Source organism: Kribbella sp. NBC_01484 (genome assembly GCF_036227145.1).
Classification (GTDB): Bacteria; Actinomycetota; Actinomycetes; order Propionibacteriales; family Kribbellaceae; genus Kribbella.
Genome location: NZ_CP109437.1, coordinates 8,428,446 through 8,446,805 on the forward strand (window position 1 = coordinate 8,428,446; position 18,360 = coordinate 8,446,805).

General features: G+C 69.1%; 16 protein-coding genes. 4 read left to right on the plus strand and 12 right to left on the minus strand.

All coding sequences use genetic code 11. From position 1 onward, the window contains the following. Positions 1-48: 48 nt before the first annotated feature. Positions 49-1,281, minus strand: coding sequence for an exonuclease domain-containing protein (locus tag OG555_RS40680; protein WP_329479191.1), 1,233 nt, complete (start codon positions 1,279-1,281; stop codon positions 49-51). A gap of 98 nt (positions 1,282-1,379) precedes the next feature. Further along, a complete protein-coding gene (locus tag OG555_RS40685) occupies positions 1,380-2,012 on the minus strand; it encodes a hypothetical protein (RefSeq protein WP_329479192.1) in 633 nt (210 codons plus the stop codon). 18 nt (positions 2,013-2,030) lie between these two features. Between OG555_RS40685 and OG555_RS40690 the strand changes: the two genes are divergently transcribed. Continuing rightward, positions 2,031-2,186: a hypothetical protein gene (locus OG555_RS40690; RefSeq protein WP_328519657.1), complete on the plus strand. Its 156-nt coding sequence runs from the start codon at positions 2,031-2,033 to the stop codon at positions 2,184-2,186. A gap of 103 nt (positions 2,187-2,289) precedes the next feature. Here OG555_RS40690 and OG555_RS40695 read toward each other — a convergent pair whose 3' ends face one another. Together OG555_RS40695 and OG555_RS40700 are read right to left on the minus strand one after the other, a co-directional pair. Then, complete coding sequence (locus OG555_RS40695; RefSeq protein WP_329479193.1) at positions 2,290-2,781, minus strand: metallophosphoesterase family protein; 492 nt, start codon at positions 2,779-2,781, stop codon at positions 2,290-2,292. Between the two features lie 11 nt (positions 2,782-2,792). Then, entirely contained in the window at positions 2,793-3,782 is a 990-nt protein-coding gene (locus OG555_RS40700; protein WP_329479194.1) for an NAD-dependent epimerase/dehydratase family protein, read from the minus strand. Positions 3,783-3,969: 187 nt separating this feature from the next. Here OG555_RS40700 and OG555_RS40705 point away from each other — a divergent pair, with 187 nt between their 5' ends. Then, on the plus strand, positions 3,970-4,281 hold the full coding sequence (locus OG555_RS40705) for a hypothetical protein (RefSeq protein ID WP_329479195.1): 312 nt from the start codon (positions 3,970-3,972) through the stop codon (positions 4,279-4,281). A 302-nt stretch (positions 4,282-4,583) separates the two neighbouring features. Here OG555_RS40705 and OG555_RS40710 read toward each other — a convergent pair whose 3' ends face one another. From OG555_RS40710 to OG555_RS40745, 8 genes are all read right to left on the minus strand, one after another. Continuing rightward, on the minus strand, positions 4,584-4,979 hold the full coding sequence (locus OG555_RS40710; RefSeq protein ID WP_329479196.1) for a hypothetical protein: 396 nt from the start codon (positions 4,977-4,979) through the stop codon (positions 4,584-4,586). A gap of 256 nt (positions 4,980-5,235) precedes the next feature. Next, entirely contained in the window at positions 5,236-5,712 is a 477-nt protein-coding gene (locus OG555_RS40715; protein WP_329479197.1) for a hypothetical protein, read from the minus strand. Then, complete coding sequence (locus tag OG555_RS40720; protein ID WP_329479198.1) at positions 5,712-6,908, minus strand: hypothetical protein; 1,197 nt, start codon at positions 6,906-6,908, stop codon at positions 5,712-5,714. Before OG555_RS40720 ends, OG555_RS40715 begins: the two co-directional genes overlap by 1 nt. A 69-nt stretch (positions 6,909-6,977) precedes the next feature. Next, positions 6,978-7,238 (minus strand): hypothetical protein, encoded by a 261-nt coding sequence (locus tag OG555_RS40725; RefSeq protein ID WP_328519649.1) that lies wholly within the window; start codon positions 7,236-7,238, stop codon positions 6,978-6,980. A 16-nt stretch (positions 7,239-7,254) separates the two neighbouring features. Next, positions 7,255-7,932 (minus strand): hypothetical protein, encoded by a 678-nt coding sequence (locus OG555_RS40730; protein WP_329479199.1) that lies wholly within the window; start codon positions 7,930-7,932, stop codon positions 7,255-7,257. Then, positions 7,929-10,706: an FtsK/SpoIIIE domain-containing protein gene (locus tag OG555_RS40735; protein WP_329479200.1), complete on the minus strand. Its 2,778-nt coding sequence runs from the start codon at positions 10,704-10,706 to the stop codon at positions 7,929-7,931. The genes OG555_RS40730 and OG555_RS40735 overlap by 4 nt, the downstream gene beginning before the upstream one ends. 103 nt (positions 10,707-10,809) lie before the next feature. Continuing rightward, a complete protein-coding gene (locus OG555_RS40740) occupies positions 10,810-11,205 on the minus strand; it encodes a VOC family protein (RefSeq protein WP_329479201.1) in 396 nt (131 codons plus the stop codon). A gap of 7 nt (positions 11,206-11,212) precedes the next feature. Then, a complete protein-coding gene (locus OG555_RS40745) occupies positions 11,213-11,410 on the minus strand; it encodes a hypothetical protein (RefSeq protein WP_329479202.1) in 198 nt (65 codons plus the stop codon). Positions 11,411-11,530: 120 nt separating this feature from the next. Between OG555_RS40745 and OG555_RS40750 the strand changes: the two genes are divergently transcribed. Both OG555_RS40750 and OG555_RS40755 read left to right on the plus strand, forming a co-directional pair. After that, positions 11,531-14,623 carry a PD-(D/E)XK nuclease family protein gene (locus OG555_RS40750; RefSeq protein ID WP_329479204.1) on the plus strand — a complete coding sequence of 1,031 codons (3,093 nt, stop codon included), beginning with the start codon at positions 11,531-11,533 and terminating at the stop codon, positions 14,621-14,623. Beyond that, positions 14,616-18,170 (plus strand): UvrD-helicase domain-containing protein, encoded by a 3,555-nt coding sequence (locus OG555_RS40755; protein ID WP_329479206.1) that lies wholly within the window; start codon positions 14,616-14,618, stop codon positions 18,168-18,170. The genes OG555_RS40750 and OG555_RS40755 overlap by 8 nt, the downstream gene beginning before the upstream one ends. The last annotated feature ends 190 nt before the right edge of the window (positions 18,171-18,360 follow it).

An 18,360-nucleotide genomic window follows, 5' to 3' on the forward strand; every position in this document is an offset into this window, starting at 1 on the left:
CCCTAACGGGCCGCATCAGCGGTCGCGCTGCCCGGTTGCCGGTGGACGCTAGCCGGCCTTGCGTTCGGTTTGGACGGGCAGGAAGCGGCGGAAGTCTTCTGCAGAGATGATCGGGATGTTCAGCTCACGGGCGGCGCGTGCCTTCACTGACAGGCTGTCCACATCGGCGGCTACGACGAACGTCGTGTCCGGGCGAACCACCTCCTGCGGCACGAACCCGGCCGCCACCGCCCGGTCCCACCAAACCTCGCGTGGCTCGACCATGTCGCCAGTGAAGACCATCGTGCTCCCCCGTGGGAAGCCCCTCGCCCCAGGACGCGCCGGTACGGCGTACCGCCCGTCGCTCGCCCGCACCAGCGCCTCGTCCACATCGGAAGCCCGGCGCCCGAGCATCACCGCCACCTGGTCGAGATCGCTCCGCTGATGCGCGGTGATCTCGCCTCCGCCCCACGACGCCTCCGCCAGCGCCGAGACGTAGTACTGATGTAAGTCGTGCACCTGCGAACGCGTCAGGCCGAGGTCGGTCGCGACCTGGACGAGCTGATCCGCATCCGCCGCGGTGATCTCCCGATTGGCGAGGATCATGTCGAGCAGCGCGAGATACGAGTCGGCCTGCGGCGGCTCGGGGACGCGCGGCAACTGATCGACGAGCCTGCTCATCCAGCCATGCCGCCCGCCGGCATGCACCGGCCGCACGGTCGGCGCGACGTTGCTCGAGGGCAACGCCGGCCACCGCAATCGACTGACTTCCTCATAAGCCCACTGCCACGGCGGCGGTGACGGAAAGGCGTTCAGATACCGGCCGAACAGCTCGGCCGTGGCCCGCGTGTCGGCCAGCGCCGAGTGCCACCCCTCGATCGAGATGCCCGCCGCCGCACAACACGCACCGAGCGTCCGCTTCGCGCCCGGGTAGAGATAACCGGCCAACGCCATCGTGCACATCGACCGCTCGGTGATCAGCGGTACGGCGACACCCAGCCGGGCGAACTCCGCCCGCAGAAACCCGAGATCGAACTCGACGTTGTGCCCGACAACCATCCGGCCCGCCAGCAGCTCACCCAACGGCCGCGCGACATCCGCGAACTCCGGCGCGGCGAGCACATCGGCGGTCAGGATCCCGTGAATGTGCTGCGGACCGAGATCGCGCTGCGGGTTCAGCAGCGTCACCCATTCGTGCTCGACCTGCCCGCGGGCGTCCAGCAGCACGACGGCGACCTCGATCACCCGATGCCGATGACTCGGCAGCAGGCCGGTCGTCTCGGTGTCGATGACGGCATACATCCGCGGGCCTCCTCCGGCTCGATGACCGACTGGAACAACCCAATCACACGTCACCGACAGTTTCCGTCCGATCCGGAATCGGCGTCAGCGACCCGACCTCATTCGTCGGGGATCTCCACCGCGATCTCGTCGCCCAGCCGGGCGCCATCGGCCAACTCGAGTTCGTCTCCGCTCCAGAAGCGTCCCGGGTCGTACCAGTTGGGCCGCCGCCCGGACAGCAACCCCATCTCCTCGTACGTCACCGCCACCACCTCGGCGCAGTACGCCGACTCCAGCTCGAGCTCCCGCGATCCGCGCCGGAACGCCGGCACCCGGCCCCGCACCCACCTGGTCGCCAGGCGAGCCGTCGACGGGAACGGCGTACCGTCCAGCCGGGCGACAGTCCGCAGTACGGCGTCCTCCATCTCCCGCGTGACGGGGTGCTCGAGCTGCCGCAGCCAGGCCCGCTGGCCGTACTTGCGCGCCCACACCAGGACCGCGTCCCGCAGGTCGTGCAATTGCACACCGCGGTGGTGCGTGCCGCTCCACACGTCCGGCAGTGACCGACCCAGCTCGGCGTGCCACATCAGCGGCGGCAGATCCTCGATCACGATCGCCATGCCGACGTGGTTGATCGGGCTGTTCGTCGTCAGCTGGATGGCGCGGTCGGCGGCTTTGTCACCACGGAACAGCCAAATGTCACCTGTTCGTGTCAGTTCCGTAGCGTCATCCAGTGCAATCCGGCTGTCCACATCGCTAGGTTAGACCGCATGAAGGTATGGAAGGTGGTAGGACTTGCGGGGCTCGTCGGCGTGGCCGCGACGGGCGTGGTGGTCGCGCGAGGCGAGCGGAAGCGTCGCGCCTACACGCCGGAAGAGGTGCGCGACCGGCTCAAGACCCGAGCCAAGGAAGCAGCGAACGCCTGACTCAGGCACGACGCTCGGCCGGTCGTGCGGGTACGCCGTAACTCGGTGGTACGGCGTATGCTCCCGCACGGCCGGCCGAGAGTCGTTGTCGGCCGCAACCATCTCAAAGGTTGTGAAGAGCAACTTCTTTCAGGCTGCCGGCGGTGATCGTCGCCGTCTGGTAGGTGCAGTACGGCTGCCGGCGCCGATCCGTCGGCGACCCAGGGTTCAGTAGCCGCAATCCACCGGGAGCCGTCGTGTCCCACGGGATGTGACTGTGGCCGAACACCAGGAGATCCACGCCCGGATAGTCCTTCTCGCAGCGCTCCTCGCGTCCCTTGGCCGGCCCGGTCTCGTGCACGACCGCGACCGACAACCCGTCGAGCGTCACCCGCGCGACCTCCGGCAACCGCGCCCGCAACTCCGGGCCGTCGTTGTTGCCCCAGCACCCGACCAACCGGGCCGCACGAGACTCCAACTCGTCCAGCAACGCGACGCTCACCCAGTCCCCGGCATGGATGACCACGTCGGCGCGCTCGACCGCTTCCCAGACCGGCTCAGGCAGCTTCTTCGCCCGCCCCGGCAGATGAGTGTCCGAGATCAGCACCAACCGCATCCGCCCACTGTCTACTCCGGCAGCGACTCGATCAACTCCTTCTCCTTCGCAGGGCTCAGGCCGGCGCGGCGCCCCCGGTCCAGACCGAGCTCCCGCTCCCAGGCCAGCGTGTCCACGAGGAAGTCCCGCCGCGAGCGATGCGTGAGCCCGGCCGCGAGCGCCGCCGCGCCGCTGCGGTTCGACCAGCCCTCATACCCGGGCTCGGTCAGCCACATCGCCAACGAATCCGGACCCATGTACTGCTCGACCTTCTGCTCCTCCAACCACGTCTGCGGTGCGAGCACGACCGGTCCGGTGTGGCCGCCCACTTCGCGCACGAGCTCGATCCACTCCCCGAACGGCACGACCGGGCCGACGGCGTTGAACGTCCCGGTCCGCCCTTCGGTCGCGCAGTCCAGCAACCAGGCGGCGAGATCGCGGACGTCGATCACGGACGTCGGCAGGTCAGGCGTGTCCGGCACGAGCAGCGGCTCCTCCGGCGCCCGGGCCGCGCGCGCCACCCACGCCCCGGCCCGATCGCTCGTGTCCCCCGGCCCACCGATCAGCCCGGCCCGCGCGATCACCAGCCGGTCCCCGACAACCTCCCGCGAGGCCAGTTCGCTCGCAACTTTCGCCTCCCCGTACTGCTCCCGCTCGGCCACGTCCAGCTCCGTCGGCTCCCGCAGTACGGCGGACTCGTCGGCACCCGGCGTGTCGAACTTCTCGTACGCGTTGCCCGACGACACGTACGTCCAATGCTTGGCCCGCGCACCGAAGGCCGCCAGCGCGCCGCGCACGAACCCCGGCTGCCAGGACACCTCGAACACCGCGTCCCAGTCCTGCTCGGGCACAGCGTCGTACGCATCCGGACGGCTGCGATCGGTGGCGATCAGCGTGGCGCCGTCCGCGATCGCGCCACTCTCACCACGGGCCACGCAGGTGACGGAATGCCCGCGCGCCAACGCCTGCGTAGCGATCTCGCGACCGAGCCATGCTGTCCCACCGAGGATCAGAATCTCCATGCAGGCAAGCCAATCAGGCCCGGCGGACAAAACCCAGCCACCTCTGCGGACGGCAGAATCGACGCGCCGTGATCTCGCGCCAGCGTCACGTCACCGTAAGCGTCGACCCCTTGCGGCGCGGGCGATCCGGGCGCAGTGTCGGCAGCAGGAGGCACCTCAGAATTGGTGCCATGGACAAGGGGGAGAAATGGCTGGTTTCGTTCAGATCATCGAGTACCGGACGTCGAAGCCGGACGAGATCGCGGCGCTGATGGAACAGTTCAGCAAGAACCGGGCAGCCGAGGGCGACGGTCCCGCCCCCGTCCGCGGGATCACCTGCGCCGACCGGGACGAGCCGGGGCGCTACTTCGCCATCGTCGAGTTCAGCTCGTACGAAGAGGCGATGGCGAACTCGCAGCGGGCCGACACGACCGAGTTCTCGGCCAAGATGATGGAACTGTGCGACGGACCGGGCGCGTTCTACAACCTCGATCTGGTCCAGACCATGGAGTACAGCTGACCCCAGGGCGGGCTCGGGCCGAGCCGGACTCGCGATACGACTGGCCGTGTCTGATGGTCCCACGCCGTAGCGAGCAGGTGCTCGGCATGGTGCATCGGCGTGCTGGAGCGAAGGTCTCGATGCGGAGCATCGTGGCCTTTGCGCCAGTGCGGCGAGGTGCCGTGCCGAGTGCCGCGCAGTAGGCGCGGGACCGTCAGACACGGCCTTCGCCCGAGGTCAGTGGGTGGGCGGCACCGTGCGGGAGGTTCGGCACCGGCCCGCTCACGATCAGTCCGGGTCCGCGGCGCCGGACCCGGGCCGGCTCAGCGGAACACCCGGTACGACGACGACCCGGCCGGCGGCGCACCGCCGTACGAACCGAGTTCACGATCGCTGTGCAGGGGGTCGGGATCCTGTGGCTCGGTGGCGGAGTGCAGATCCGGCCACGGTCGGGGTGGGAGGACTTCGCGGGGTGGCAGTTTCAGGTCGGGATCGGGGCCTGGGTCCGGGTCGATCCACTCGACCTCGGTGGCTCCGCCGTGACCATGGATGGCGACGACGGACTCGATCCCGTCCCAGACGGTCGTGGTCGGATAGTCGCCGTACCAGCGGAGCGCGACCGCCCCGTCGGTGAACTGCACGCCCTCGGCGACCGGACCGGTGCCACTGACACCGGAGACGTCATGATGGCGGATCAGCCGGAAGCGACGAGGACTCATTTCGGCGCTACCTCCCAGAGCCGCTCGCCCGGCAGCCAACGCTCCGGGCCTGGATCGGTGCAGTTCCCATCAGCAACCTCGAAGAACAACCCTTCACGTCAATCACATCCACTTCCCTGTGAGAATGCGTTCACAGGTAGTGACGGCCTCCTCCCCACTTCATGACGCGATTCCGCAGAAATTTTCTGCTCAGGGATGTCGGGGTTGTGCACAAGCAGCATCGGGAGGTCAGGCGACCGACATCAGCCGCTCGGCCTCAGGTGACGACCCAAGGGCGCCAGGTGTCGATGGCGTCGGCGTCGAGGGAGGTGCGAGGCGGGAAAGCGTAGGTCCCGGCACCGGGCAAGTACGCCGCCACGATCCAGGACATCGCGTGGTCCAGGACCAGGGCCACGTCGGGCCGGGTCGCAGCTAGCTCATCGAACACGGCACGGGCTTCCCGGGCCTGTGCCTCTTCGTTCTTCCGGCCCGAGAGGCGTACGTCGACCACACCTGTGTAATGGTCGATCGCCGAGACGTCTTCGGGCTCCGGATCGACTTCGCCATAAATGTTCGGCCCGACCACGAGCAGTACGTTCCCGTCGGCGGTCCGTGCACGCCCCCGGAAGAAGTGCTCGTTCTCCTTCAACTCCGGATCATCCAGCCGTTCCAGTCCCAGGACATCCGCCAACCAGCCGGCCGTTCTGTCAAGGGGCTCACGCGAGGCCAGGAAGATGGTGTCGCTGGTGGACATCACTGCTCCTTTGTGTAGGTGACCAAACGCCCGTCACCGAGAATGACATGAACAACGCGTGCGACCGTCGAACCTGGCTGGCCGCACGCCCTCCGGAATGACCGCCAGGCAACGTCCTCGGACAGCCGCACCGGTCGACCGTCGATCAGAATCTCGCCCAGCTCCCCAGCCTGCTCGCTGGCCTCGTGGATGTTCCGCTTGATCGCATTGGAGCTACCACTCTGCGGGGTCTTGAACTCGATGATCACGCCCGAATCGTGCCTGCCCTTGCGCACCATGACATCCGGATTCTTCACCTTGTCCCGGGTGTGGTCCGGCGGCCTGGCGTCGACGCGCCATCCTTCCCCGGCGAGCCGGTCCGCGATCAGCCGCTCCTTCGGATTGAACGAATTGTGCGGATCGAACACGAGAGGCGCGAAGTCCACCGTCAGCGGGCGCTGATCGAAGGCGGGGTCGAAGGCCGGCTCGTCGACCTCCGGCAGTTCGATGTCGACCACGATCGGGTGCTTGTCGTCGGGGTAGTCGAAGGTGGCTTCTACGCGGTCTGTGGTGATGGTGAGGGTGGCGTGTTGCCACTTCCGGCCAGCGGATCCGGCCATGGCGGCCAGGAGGTTCTTTATGGGTTCAGCGAGGTCTACGGTGATTTCGAAGCCTTGGAGGAGGCGCTCTTCGCGCTTCTCCTCTTCCTTTTCGTCGCGCTCGTCGATCTGCGGCTCGCCGGTTTCGGCGACGGTGATCTCGATCTCCAGCGGGTCCTCGGGGAGGTCGCGTTCGTCCTCGTCCTTCTCATGACGTTTGCGGAACTTCTCGAAGGCCTTGCGGGCGACCGTGATGAGAGGCGGTTCGTTGTCTTCGGCAACCTCGAGGTCTTCGAAGGTGGCCGTGAGGCGTTTGGTGCGGCCTTGGGAGTCTCGTTCGGCGATGTCGCCGGTGCCGCCGGTGCCGCCGGTGGTCTTGTTGCGGTCGGCGGAGTTGGCTGACGGGCGGCTGGTGGTGAAGCCGTCGCCGATGAGGTGTTCGGCCCAGGCCCGGGCCTTCGGCGGGGCCAGGGAGAGGTAGTGGGCGGCGGCCTCGCAGGCGCGGGCGGCCGCGTCCAGTTGCTGAGCGGCGGCGGTCGCCCGGCCCTGGGAGGCCAACAGCGCAACCTGGGCGTTCTCGCGGCAGCGGGCGGCGGTGCGTTGCAGATGGGCGACCACGGCAGGCACCTCGTCGAGGCAATCCACCAGGCCCCGAGCGACCCGTTGCAGCTCAGACGGCACGACCGGTCAGATCTGGTCGGCGTAGCTCTTGCATCCGGCCGACGCGATCTCCAGCGCCTCGGCGGCCTGTTCGACCGCTTTGCCGGCCGCGTCCAGGATCTCCGTGATGTCCCGGTCGACGCCGGTCGCCGTACCGGCGATCAGGCTCTCCACCAGCTGACTGTGCTGGGTGAACCGTAGCTTGAACCCGGCCAGGCCCCCCGCTGCCTGCTTGGCCTCCATCGAGACCTGGTGCAGCTGTTCCTTGAGTCGCTGTACGTCGGACACCTAACCCACTCCCAAACTAGTTGCGCTTCTTCGGCAGCACGATCGCCGTACCGGACACGATCACCGGTACGGCGATCGCGAGCCACCACGGCAGACCGGCCGCCATCGCGACGACGACCGCGACCGCACCACCCCAGCCCCACCACCGTGCGCCCGGCAGCCGCGGCAGGCCGAGCGCCCGCGACGCGGCCAGCATCGTGACGGCGGCGATCGCGGCCGTCTCCACTCCGGCCAGGAACGACCCGGTCACCACCCACACCACTACGAACCCGACCAGCATCAAGGCCGCGCTGATGGTACGTCGCTTCCGTCGCTCCTGCTCGGCCCGGGCCGCTGCACGGACCTCCTCCAACTGCTCAACGGTGTCACTCAGCTGTTTGGTGATCCCGGCCGCGACGGTCTCGATGTCGTTCAGTACGCGGATCTCGGGCAACGCATGGTTCGCCCGCTTCCCCTCCGCCGGCAGTCCGGCTCGCTGCAGACTCGCAGCGGCCTTCTCGGCCAGTGCGTTCAGCCGGAGCTCCAACTGCCGCCCGCGCTCAGCCATGGCGTCGGCCTCCGCCATCGCAGTGGCCTCAGCCTTCGACTTGTGTGCCGTCAGCCGGTCCTGCGCCTGCTGCGCGTCCGCACGGGCTCCGGCGACCGTCCGCAGCGCCCGCGCGTACTCAGCCCACTCCTGCGCTTCAGTTTTCATCGCCGTACCAACTCCACCGCGCGATCCACCTCGTCGGATCGCAGTGCGGCAAACGGTACGACGACCTGGGCCTCAGGATGCAGTCCGTCCCACAGCAGACCCCGGTGTGGCTCCGAAGCCCATCGCACCAGCGGACCGGCCACCGCGCGTACGCCGTCCTGCGGGTGCCGGAGGAACAGATGAGTCGCCACGTTGGCGCGCCCGTACCCGAGCTGCTCGGTGCACACGTGCAGCCGGTTCCACCACCCGAAGGTGATGAGCCCCTGCGCGGGTCCGTCGCGCACGATGTCCTGCAGCGCGTTCGCCGGGCTCTCGAAGAATCCCTCCGCATGCAGCTGCATCCGAGGCACGCCATGGAACCCGAACCCGAGCAGATAGGTCTCACCAAGGTGGCCGTTGCGTACCGACTCCCGCAGCGAGAACAGCCGCGGCACGATGTCGGCGTGCTTGTCGACCGTCTCGACCTCGCACCCGAGCTGCCGCAATGCCTGCACCAGCGCATCCTTGCCCTCAGCAACAGCCGGCGACGAGTCCGTCCCGTCCAGGAACACGAACCGCGGCGGATCCACAGCCGCGGCCGCCGTCGACAACGCGAGCCCACTCAGTACGCCGAGTGCGTCGACCGGGCCGTCACCGAGCACGAGTACGCCGGCACCCGGCTCGGGCCGTACTTCGACCTGGACCGGCTCCTCCGTCACCGCGATCGGCAACCCGGTCCACGGCCGCCCAAGCTCGGGCCTCACCGCGGCCGCCGTGTCCGTCAACCGCGCCGGCTCGGCGAGATGGAAGATCCGCGGCGGGTGGACCGCCGTACCCGCGCGCTGCCACAACTCACGCCGCAGCGAGTCCAGCACCGCCTTGTCCGCGAAGCTGACCAGCACATGCTGGTTGTCGTCCGGCGAGCCGAAGTTCGCGTTCAGTACCGCCTCGCCGCGGAACTGCAGCTCGGCCGCCGCCGTGTTCCCGCTCCGCAGGATCGCCTGCGAGTCGGCCGGCGTCGTCTTCAGCGCGATGCGGTACGGAACCTGGCCGAAGATCGAGTCCCGCCGCGTCGCCAGCCGCTTGACGCCCTCGATCGTCTGCGTCGCCAGTACGACATGCACGCCGTACGCGCGTCCCAGCCGGACCAACCGCTCGAGCAACTTGGCCGCCTCGTCCGCGAGCTCGTCGTCGTCCTCGAGCAGCACCTGGAATTCGTCGAGGACGACCAGGATCCGCGGCGGCCGACCGGGGCCGGGGGCAAGCTCCGCGATGTCGGCGACGTTGCCGTGCGACTTGAAGATCTCGCTGCGCCGCGCCAGTTCGTCGGACAGATGACGCAGTACGGCGAGACCGAACGCGCGATCGCTGTGCACACCGAGCACCCGCACCTGCGGCAGCCAATGCTCGCGCTCCCCGGCCGGACCGAGCGCGGAGAACTCGACACCATGCTTGAAGTCGAGCAGGTACATCTCCAGATCCGCCGGGTCGTAGCGCGCGGCGAGACCGTGGATCATCACGAGCAGCAGGTTCGACTTGCCCTGGCCGACGGCGCCGCCGACGAGGACGTGCGGGAGGGCCGGGTTGCCGCTGCGCAACCGCACCAGCGCCGGCGTGCGATCGTCGTACCCGATCACCGTGCCGATCTCGTCCGTGACCGGTTGCCACCAGGTCGACCGGTCCGGCAGGGTCCGCTCGAAGTCGATGGTCGGGAGTACGGCGATCTCCGCGAGCTCGGCCACCACGTCACAGATGCCGGCGGCAATGTTCGCGTCGAACGGCGCATCCAGCTTCGCGGGGACGCCGGGCAGTTGCGCGACCTCGACCTTCTCGCTGGTGATGGCCACCGGATCGAGGAGATCGAGCAACTGTTTGGTGTCGACGTCCAGCTCGGCGGACGTCGAGGGGTCGTGATGGACCAGGAAGCAGATGCCGCGCCGGCCGGCGGTCGCGGCCAGCCGGAGCAGGTCGCGCTGGGCGAGCGTGTCGATGCCGGTCGGGTAGTCGAACAGGATGATCAGCCGATACGGCTCGGTGACCCGCCCGGTCTCCCGGATCAGATCCTCGAACCGCTCGTGCCCGAGCTGTGCCTGCCGGCTGGCCCGCAGCGACGAGACGTCGACCAGCCCGGACAGCACGGCGTGCAGCTGCTCCGGGGTGTGTGTTGCCCTAGGCACCAATTGCGGATACTTCGTGGTCAGGTGACCGAGCAGGCCCATCATGCCGGTCAGCCGCGGGTCGTACGCATCGATCCTGAGCCGGAAGGGTTCGGCGGCCGCGACCAGCCGCAACGCCACGCTCTGCAGGAGTCTGCGGGCGAACTCGTTGCGATCCGCAGTCACCTTCCAGCCGTTCGTCCGCAGCAGCGGCGCGACGACCGGCGTACCGCCGTCCAGCTCGCCGACCCGCACGTACGACGAGACTCCGGCGCCGACCAGTTGACGCGAACGCCAGCGGGCGTCGTTCGGCGGGATCGCGGCCAGACCGGGCGCGAGCCGGTCCGCGAGCAGGCGGGCCTTCGGCTCGGCGGTGGACAGCGCCTCCGCGGTCTTGGCGTCGACGAGCGAGCGCGACTCGCGCCGGGCGATCGCGGTCTGCTCCTGTAGCTGACGATGCAGCTGCACGGCCCGCTGATGCTCGGCGTACGTCAGCCGGTGTGCGTTGTCCAGCAGCTGCCCGAGCGCATGCTGGAGACCCCGGATCCGCGCCTCCAGGAGCTCCGGTGCTGATTCTGTCGTCCGCGCGGAGCGCGAAGCCGATCCGGGCGTGTTTCCCCCGTCAGGCTTCTCCGTCACGAGCACCGTCCTTCCACCTTGCCCCGCGACCACTGCTTGCCTGGAGTAACCATGTCATATGGGTAATCCCAACCGTCACTCAAGGCATCAGTAGTCTCACCTGCTAATCGGGAGCGACGATCTCGAGTTCGTAGCCGTCGGTGTTGTGCAGGAAGGCGGCGTAATGCTGCGGGCCGCCGGCGTACGGGTGCCGGTCGGCGAACATCAGCGTCCAGCCATGCCGGCCCGCCTCTGCGACGATCGCGTCGACCTCGGCCCGGTCGGCCGCGTTCAGGGCGAGATGGTTCATCCCGGGCCGGAGCCGGTCGTGCTCGCCGGCCGACATCGCCGGGCTCTGCTCGACCACGACATAGCTGCCGTCGGGAGCCGCCCAGGTCATCCCGCCGGGCCAGCCGTCACCGTCCTTCCAGCCCAGCCGATTGAGGACCCAACCCCAGCTCTCCTGGGCCCGGGACAGGTCCGGGACCCAGATCTCGACGTGATGCACCGCAGCGACCATCGGAGCATTATCTGTGCTCGTCGAGATGGTTCGAAACCGCCATCGAGATCAGTCCCGACAGCACCAGCCAGACCAGTGCGGCGACCAGCCACGGCCACCACGCGCGGCTCTGCGCGGCCTCGGCCACGGCCTTGCCGAACAGGCCGCCGGCCGGCGCGAAGACGAGCACGAGCAACACCCGCGCGATCGTCGTCTCCCTGGTCATTTCTTCATTGTGGGAGCGGATCGCCAGGCCTGCAGAAACTTTGGCGTTTCGCGCCCCGTCACCTTTCTGTCCGTGGCAGGGTTTACCGTCTGCGGTGACAGTCGAGCATCGGGGGTTGTGGTGAGTAGCACCCGGATCGAGAGCACGGCGTACGGAGCGGCCGCGCTCGAGTGCCTGGAGGCCGTGGTCGCGCGGCTGAAGGCAGACGATCCGATGACCCCTGTCACGCTGCTGCTGCCCAACAACCTGGCCGGCGTCATCGCCCGCCGCCACCTCGCCCGCAGCGGCATCGCCGGCCTCTACCTGGCGACGTTGGAGCGACTGGCCGAGCAACTCGCCGCGGGCGTCCTGTCCCCGCGCCGGCCGGCGACCCGGCCGATCGTCGCGGCGACCTGGCGGACGGCGCTGTCGAAGGCACCGGGCATCTTCGAGGACGTCGCCGAGCATCCGTCGACCATCCAAGCGCTTGCCTCAGCCCATCGCGAGCTCCGCGACCTCACCGACCCAGCGCTCGAGAAGGTCACGCACGCCTCGACTCTCGGCCCGGACCTCGTTCGCCTGCACCGCCACGTCACCACCGAGCTCGCCGCGGACTGGTATGACGAGACGGATCTGTTGAGGGCCGCCGCCACGCGCATCGCGACCTCGCCCGCTGTTGCCGGCGAGCTCGGTGCGCTCGTCCTCTTTCTTCCGCAGGAGCTCACCCAGTCCGAGGCAGCCTTCGTCGAGGCGCTCGGCAGCGCCGCGGCCGATCTCACCGTGATCGTGGGTCTGACCGACGTACGACGGGCCGACCGTGCCGTCCGGCGGTCACTCGAGCGCATCGGTATCGACCTGCCGTCGTCGATCTCGAAGAACTACCCGGTCGCCACCGAGATCCTCAACGCGTCCGACGCCGACGACGAGGTGCGGTGTGTCGTCCGCGATGTGGTCGAGGCGCTCGACCACACCCCGGCGCACCGGATCGCGGTGCTGTACTCGGCCGCCTCGCCGTACGCGCGGTTGCTGCACGAGCACCTCGGTGCCGCGCGGATCGAGGTCAACGGACCCGGCACGCGACCGGTGCACGAGCGCGCCATCGCGCGGACGCTCCTCGAGGTGCTCGCGCTCATCGATCAGGATCTGCCGCGCGCGGATGTGTTCCGTGCGCTCGCCAACGCGCCGACGCGCGACTTCACCAGCCAGCGGATCCCGGTGCCGCAGTGGGAGCGGATGTCCCGGGCCGCCGGTGTGGTTCGCGGCGACGACTGGGATACCCGGCTCGCTCGGTACGCCGAGTCCGAGCGGCGTACCGCTGATCAGGAAGAGGCCGCCGAGGATCCACGGCCCGCCGCGGTGCGGCGCGCGCAGTACAACGCCTCGATGGCCGAGCGGTTGCACGCGTTCGCCTCCGAGCTCCGCCGCCGGTTGGGTGCCCTGGCGTTGCTGGAGACCTGGTCCGAGCTTGCCGGCGGAGTCCTTCGGCTCTTCCATGATCTGCTCGGCGACTATTCGTCCTTGCCGATCGAGGAGCAGTACGCCGCAGCCGCGGTCGAGAGCTCGCTGAAGGGCCTGTCCACGTTGGACGAGCTCGGGACGCCGGCCGGTCTCGCCGTGCTGCGGGACGTGCTCGATCTGGAGTTGCAGCAGTCACTCCCCCGCGTCGGGACATTCGGCACCGGTGTACTGGTGGCGCCGCTGTCGGCGAGCATCGGGTTGGCGGCGGACATCGTGTACGTCGTCGGCCTGTCCGAGGATCTGTATCCGGGGCGCGTCCACGAGGATGCGCTGCTGCCCCATCGCGTCCGCGAGGCGGCCGCGCCGGAGCTGGCGTCGTTCCGGGATCGGCTCGACGAGAAGCAACGGCACCTGCTGGTCGCGTTCTCGGCCGGGTCGCGGAAGGTGGTGGCGTCGTTCCCGCGCGGCGACCTGCGCCGATCGTCGCGGCGGTTGCCGACGCGCTGGTTGCTGGGGTCGTTGCGAGAGCTGACGGGCGATCACGGGCTGCCCGCGACGCAGTGGGACAGGTACGGCGAGCGGCTGCGGACGTCGGCGTCGTACGCAGGATCGTTGACGACGGCAACCATGCCGGCGACGGAGCAGGAGTGGCAGGTCCGCGCCGCGGCGGCCCGGTTGTGGGTGAACGACGAGGTGCTCGTGCGCGCGCGGGAGCTCTTGCGCGGGCGTGGGAGCAATGCCTTCACGCGGTTCGACGGGGACCTGTCCGGGGTGCCCGGTCTGCCGGAGTACGCCGTCGAGGAACGGATCGCCTCGCCGACGTCGTTGGAGGCGTACGCGACGTGTCCACATGCGTATTTCGTCGAGCGGTTGCTTCAGGTGGAGCCGCTCGAGGCGCCCGAGGATCTGCTGGTGATCTCGCCGTTGCAGGTGGGGAACCTGATCCACAACAGTCTCGATGCCTTTGTGTCGCGATTGGCCGGTTCGCTGCCCGGGTACGGCGAGCCGTGGACGGCGGAGCAGCGGTCGTTGCTGCTCGCGATCGGGGCGGATCTCGCGGATCAGTTCGAAGCGGAGGGTCTGACCGGGCATCCGCGGTTGTGGCAGCGGGAGCGGTTGCGGATCCTCGGTGACCTGATGGTGCTGCTGACCGACGACGATCGGTGGCGGGTGGAGCGGGATGCGTCCGTGGTGGCGAGCGAGCTGCGGTTCGGGTTCGACGGGGAGCCGCCGGTGGAGATCCCGGTGCCGTCCGGGCGGGTGCTGCTGCGAGGGTCGGCCGACAAGGTCGATCTCGGCGCGGACGGGACCATCTATGTGACGGACGTGAAGACCGGTGGGTTCTCGCGGTACGAGGCGATCGAGTCGGATCCAGTGGCGGGCGGGACGAAGCTGCAGCTGCCGGTGTACGCGTACGCGGCGCGGGCCCGGTTGGGAGAGCAGTCCACACCGGTCGAGGCGTCGTACTGGTTCGTCCGGCGCGGCGGGAAACGGATCCCGGTGCCGCTGACCCCCGAGGTCGAGGCCCGGTACGTCGACACGCTCGACGTGATCGTGTCGTCGATCGCGGCCGGATTCTTCCCACCGAAGGCGCCCGAGGTGCCGGACTTCCTGTGGGTGCAGTGCCCGTACTGCAACCCGGACGGGCTCGGGCACAGCGAGGTGCGGGCGCGGTGGGATCGCAAGCGGCACGACCCGACGCTGGAGAGGTTGGTCCGGTTGATCGATCCGACCGCTCTGGAGTTGCTCGCTTCCGAGGGGGCCGGCGATGACTGAGCAACTGCTGGACGGGCCCGCCCGGGATCGGATCCGATCCGACACCGACTCCACGCTGTTCGTCGAGGCCGGCGCCGGATCCGGCAAGACCCATGCACTCGTAGACCGGGTGACCACGTTGGTCCTGCGCGACGGCGTACCGCTGCGCACGATCGCCGCCGTCACCTTCACCGAGAAGGCCGGCGCCGAGCTGCGCGATCGGTTGCGGGTCGAGTTCGAAAGGGCTCGGAAAGGCCCGGCCGGGCACCTCGCCGATGCAGCGTTGGACGACCTCGACTCGGCCTCGATCGGCACTCTGCACGCCTTCGCCCAGCAGATCCTGCTCGCCCATCCGATCGAAGCCGGCCTGCCGCCACTCATCGACGTCCTGGACGAGGTGGGTTCGTCGGTCGCCTTCGAGGAGCGCTGGGCCGAGCTGCAGCAGCTGCTGCTGGACGACGACTCGATCGCGGAGCCGCTGCTGCTCGCGATGGCGGTCGGGGTCGAGCTGAAACACCTGCGATCGCTGGCACGACTGTTCGGGAACGACTGGGACCTGATCGCCGAACGCGTGCTGGTGGATCCACCAGAGCTGGTGTCGATGCCGGATCTGTCCGGGCTCGTCGCGGCAGCGGCGCAGATCGGTGGAGTGGCCGGGTCGTGTCTGGATCCCGAGGACCGGCTGTTGCCGAAGGTGGCGCAGATCCGCGAGCTGGGGGTGATGCTGGAGGCCGCGACCGACCAGGAGACGCAGCTGGCGATCCTGCAGACGTTGCGCGGTCTGAAGGTCGGCCGGATCGGACGCAAGGAGAACTGGCCGGACATCAACGGGGTCCGCGGCGACTGCACCGAGGTGGTCGAGGTCGCCGGTTCGCTGGTCGAGCTGCTCCTGGATGCTTGCCTTCGGCACCTTTCACACTGGATCGCCGAGCGCGTGCTGGAATCGGCCCGGATCCGCCGTGAGGAAGGGCGCCTGGAGTTCCACGACCTGCTGGTTCTCGCCCGCGACCTCCTGCGCAGGCACCCGGCCGTCCGCGCAGCGCTGCACGAGCGCTTCGAGCGGCTCCTGCTGGACGAGTTCCAGGACACCGACCCGATCCAGATCGAGCTCGCCGTCCGGATCGCGGGTGGCGCCGAAGCAGAAGCCGAGGACTGGCGCGACGTCGAAGTCCCAGAAGGCCGCCTGTTCGTCGTCGGCGACCCCAAACAGTCGATCTACCGCTTCCGCCGCGCCAACATCGCGACGTACCTCACCGCTCAGCACCTCCTCGGCGAAACCGTCGCCCTCACCACCAACTTCCGCACCGTTGCACCCATCCTCCGCTGGATCAACACCGTCTTCGAAACCCTGATCCAGCCCCAAGAATCCGCCCAACCCTCCTACCAATCCCTCTCCCCCCACCGCACCGGCCCCACCAAGCCCATCCCCTCCGCCGGAGGTTCGACCTCCCCCACCCCAAACCCACCCGGCACCGCGTCGGCCCCGTCCCACCCCAGCACCACCGCCGCGGTGCGCGGCGACCAGCTCTCCTTCCTCGACGACTCCGACGACGACCTCACGCTCTTCGACGACCTCGTCGCCCCTGAGGACCCCGCCGCATCTGCCACACCAAGCACCCCGATCTCCCCAGCGGACAGCACTGACTCCGGCGACCCGTTGGGCGACCTCGCCGCGGTCCTCCCGTTCCGGCGCCACGGCGACGACTCCGCGTCCGCCGACGTACTCTCGCCTCCCGAGCCCTACGACGAGACCGCCTCCGGCCCGAGCGTCACCGTCCTCGGCGCCGAGCCGCACAACGACCTCCCCCGCGCGCAAGCCTCCGTCCTCCGTGAACGCGAGGCGCGTGACGTCGCGGCAGTCGTCGAGCAGGCGCTGCGCGACGACTGGCAGGTGTACGACGACCGCACCGGCAACTGGCGACCCGCGGAGGCCGGCGACATCGCCGTCTTGGTCCCCGCGCGTACGTCGCTCCCCTTCCTCGAGGACGCTCTCGACCGCGCCGACATCCCGTACCGCGCCGAGGCCAGCTCCCTCGTCTTTCAGACCGCCGAAGTCCGCGACCTCCTCGCCTGCGCCCGCGCCCTCGGCGATCCGAGCGACCAACTCGCCCTCGTCACCGCTCTGCGCTCACCACTGTTCGGTTGCGGCGACGACGACCTCTTCGTCTGGAAACGCTCCGGCGGCACGTTCAACCTGGCCGCGCCCATCCCCGACTCCCTCGTGACCCACCCGGTCGGCGAGGCGATCGCCTGGTTGTGGAGCACGTACAAAGCCGCCCGCTGGCTCACCCCGAGCGAAGTCCTCGCGAAGATCGTCGCCGACCGCCGCATGCTCGAAGTCGCAGCAATCGGCCCACGGGCCCGCGACGCCTGGCGCCGGATCCGCTTCGTCGTCGACCAGGCCCGCGCCTGGTCCGAGGTCGAGCACGGCGGCCTGCGCTCGTACCTGGCCTGGGCCGCCCACCAGGGCGAGGAAACCTCACGCGTCGCCGAGGCCGTCCTGCCCGAGACCGACGCGGACGCCGTCCGCGTGATGACGATCCACGCCGCGAAGGGTCTGGAGTTCCCGATCGTCATCCTGTCCGGTATGACCGCGGCGCCCAACCGGCAGCGCGGCGTCCAGGTCCTCTGGCCACCGGACGGCGGGTACGCCGTGAAGCTCAAGTCATCCGTGCAGACCGAGGACTTCGACCTCGTCCAGCCGGTCGACGAGCAGATGGACGACTACGAACGCCGACGCCTCCTGTACGTCGCCGCCACCCGCGCGCGCGATCACCTGGTCGTCTCCCTGCACCGCTCCGGCAACCGCCGCCACTCCAGCAACGCGGAACTCCTCGCCTCCGCCGGCGGCGTCGAGGCACCCCATGCCACGCTGTTCACCAGCCCGCCCGCGGTCGAACGCGAGCCGCGCATCACCCCCGACGTCACCCCACCGATCTCCCGCACCGAATGGGAATCCCGCGCTGCCACCGCCCAATCCGCCAGCCGCGCACGCTCCGCCCAGAGCGCATCCGGCCTGGAAGGCACCGGCCCCGACGTCGTCCTCGCCGAGGTGGATCCCGGCACCGCCAAAGCCCCGCGCGACCTTGAACTCCCGCCGTGGTCCAAGGGCCGCTACGGCACCGCGATCGGCCGCGCGGTTCACGCCGTACTGCAAGTCGTCGACCTGTCCACCGGCGCCGGCCTCGAAGCCGCAGTCTCCACCCAATGCCTCGCCGAGGGCGTCCTGGAGTACGCCGACGTGGTCACCGCCCTCGTCCGCTCAGCTCTCGCCTCCGACGTCGTCCAACGAGCCGCCGGCCGCGAACACTGGCGCGAGTCCTACGTCGGCACTGTCCAGCCCGACGGCACCGTCCTCGAAGGCTTCGTCGACCTCATTTACCGCGAAGACGACGGCCGCCTCACGATCGTCGACTACAAAACCGACGCCATCCCAGCAGCCGCCCTCGACGCCCGAGTCGCGTACTACGCCCCCCAACTCCAAACGTACGCAACCATCCTCCCCAACACCGCCCCGCCGGTCCTCCTCTTCCTCAACCCCACCAGGGCAATCGAACGCCGCCTCTGACCCGCCGCAGGTTGTTGCATCAGGCAACTGGACTCGATCTGGTTGATGGAGGCGCTCGTAAATTCGCTTGTGGAGCATCAGCGACAGTCCGCATCATGAGCGCATGGCTACGACCATCGGACTGTTGCTGTTGATTCCTGCTGCCGGACCGGCCGCGGGCATCCAGCAGCGCCGCGTCCGATGCCGGAGG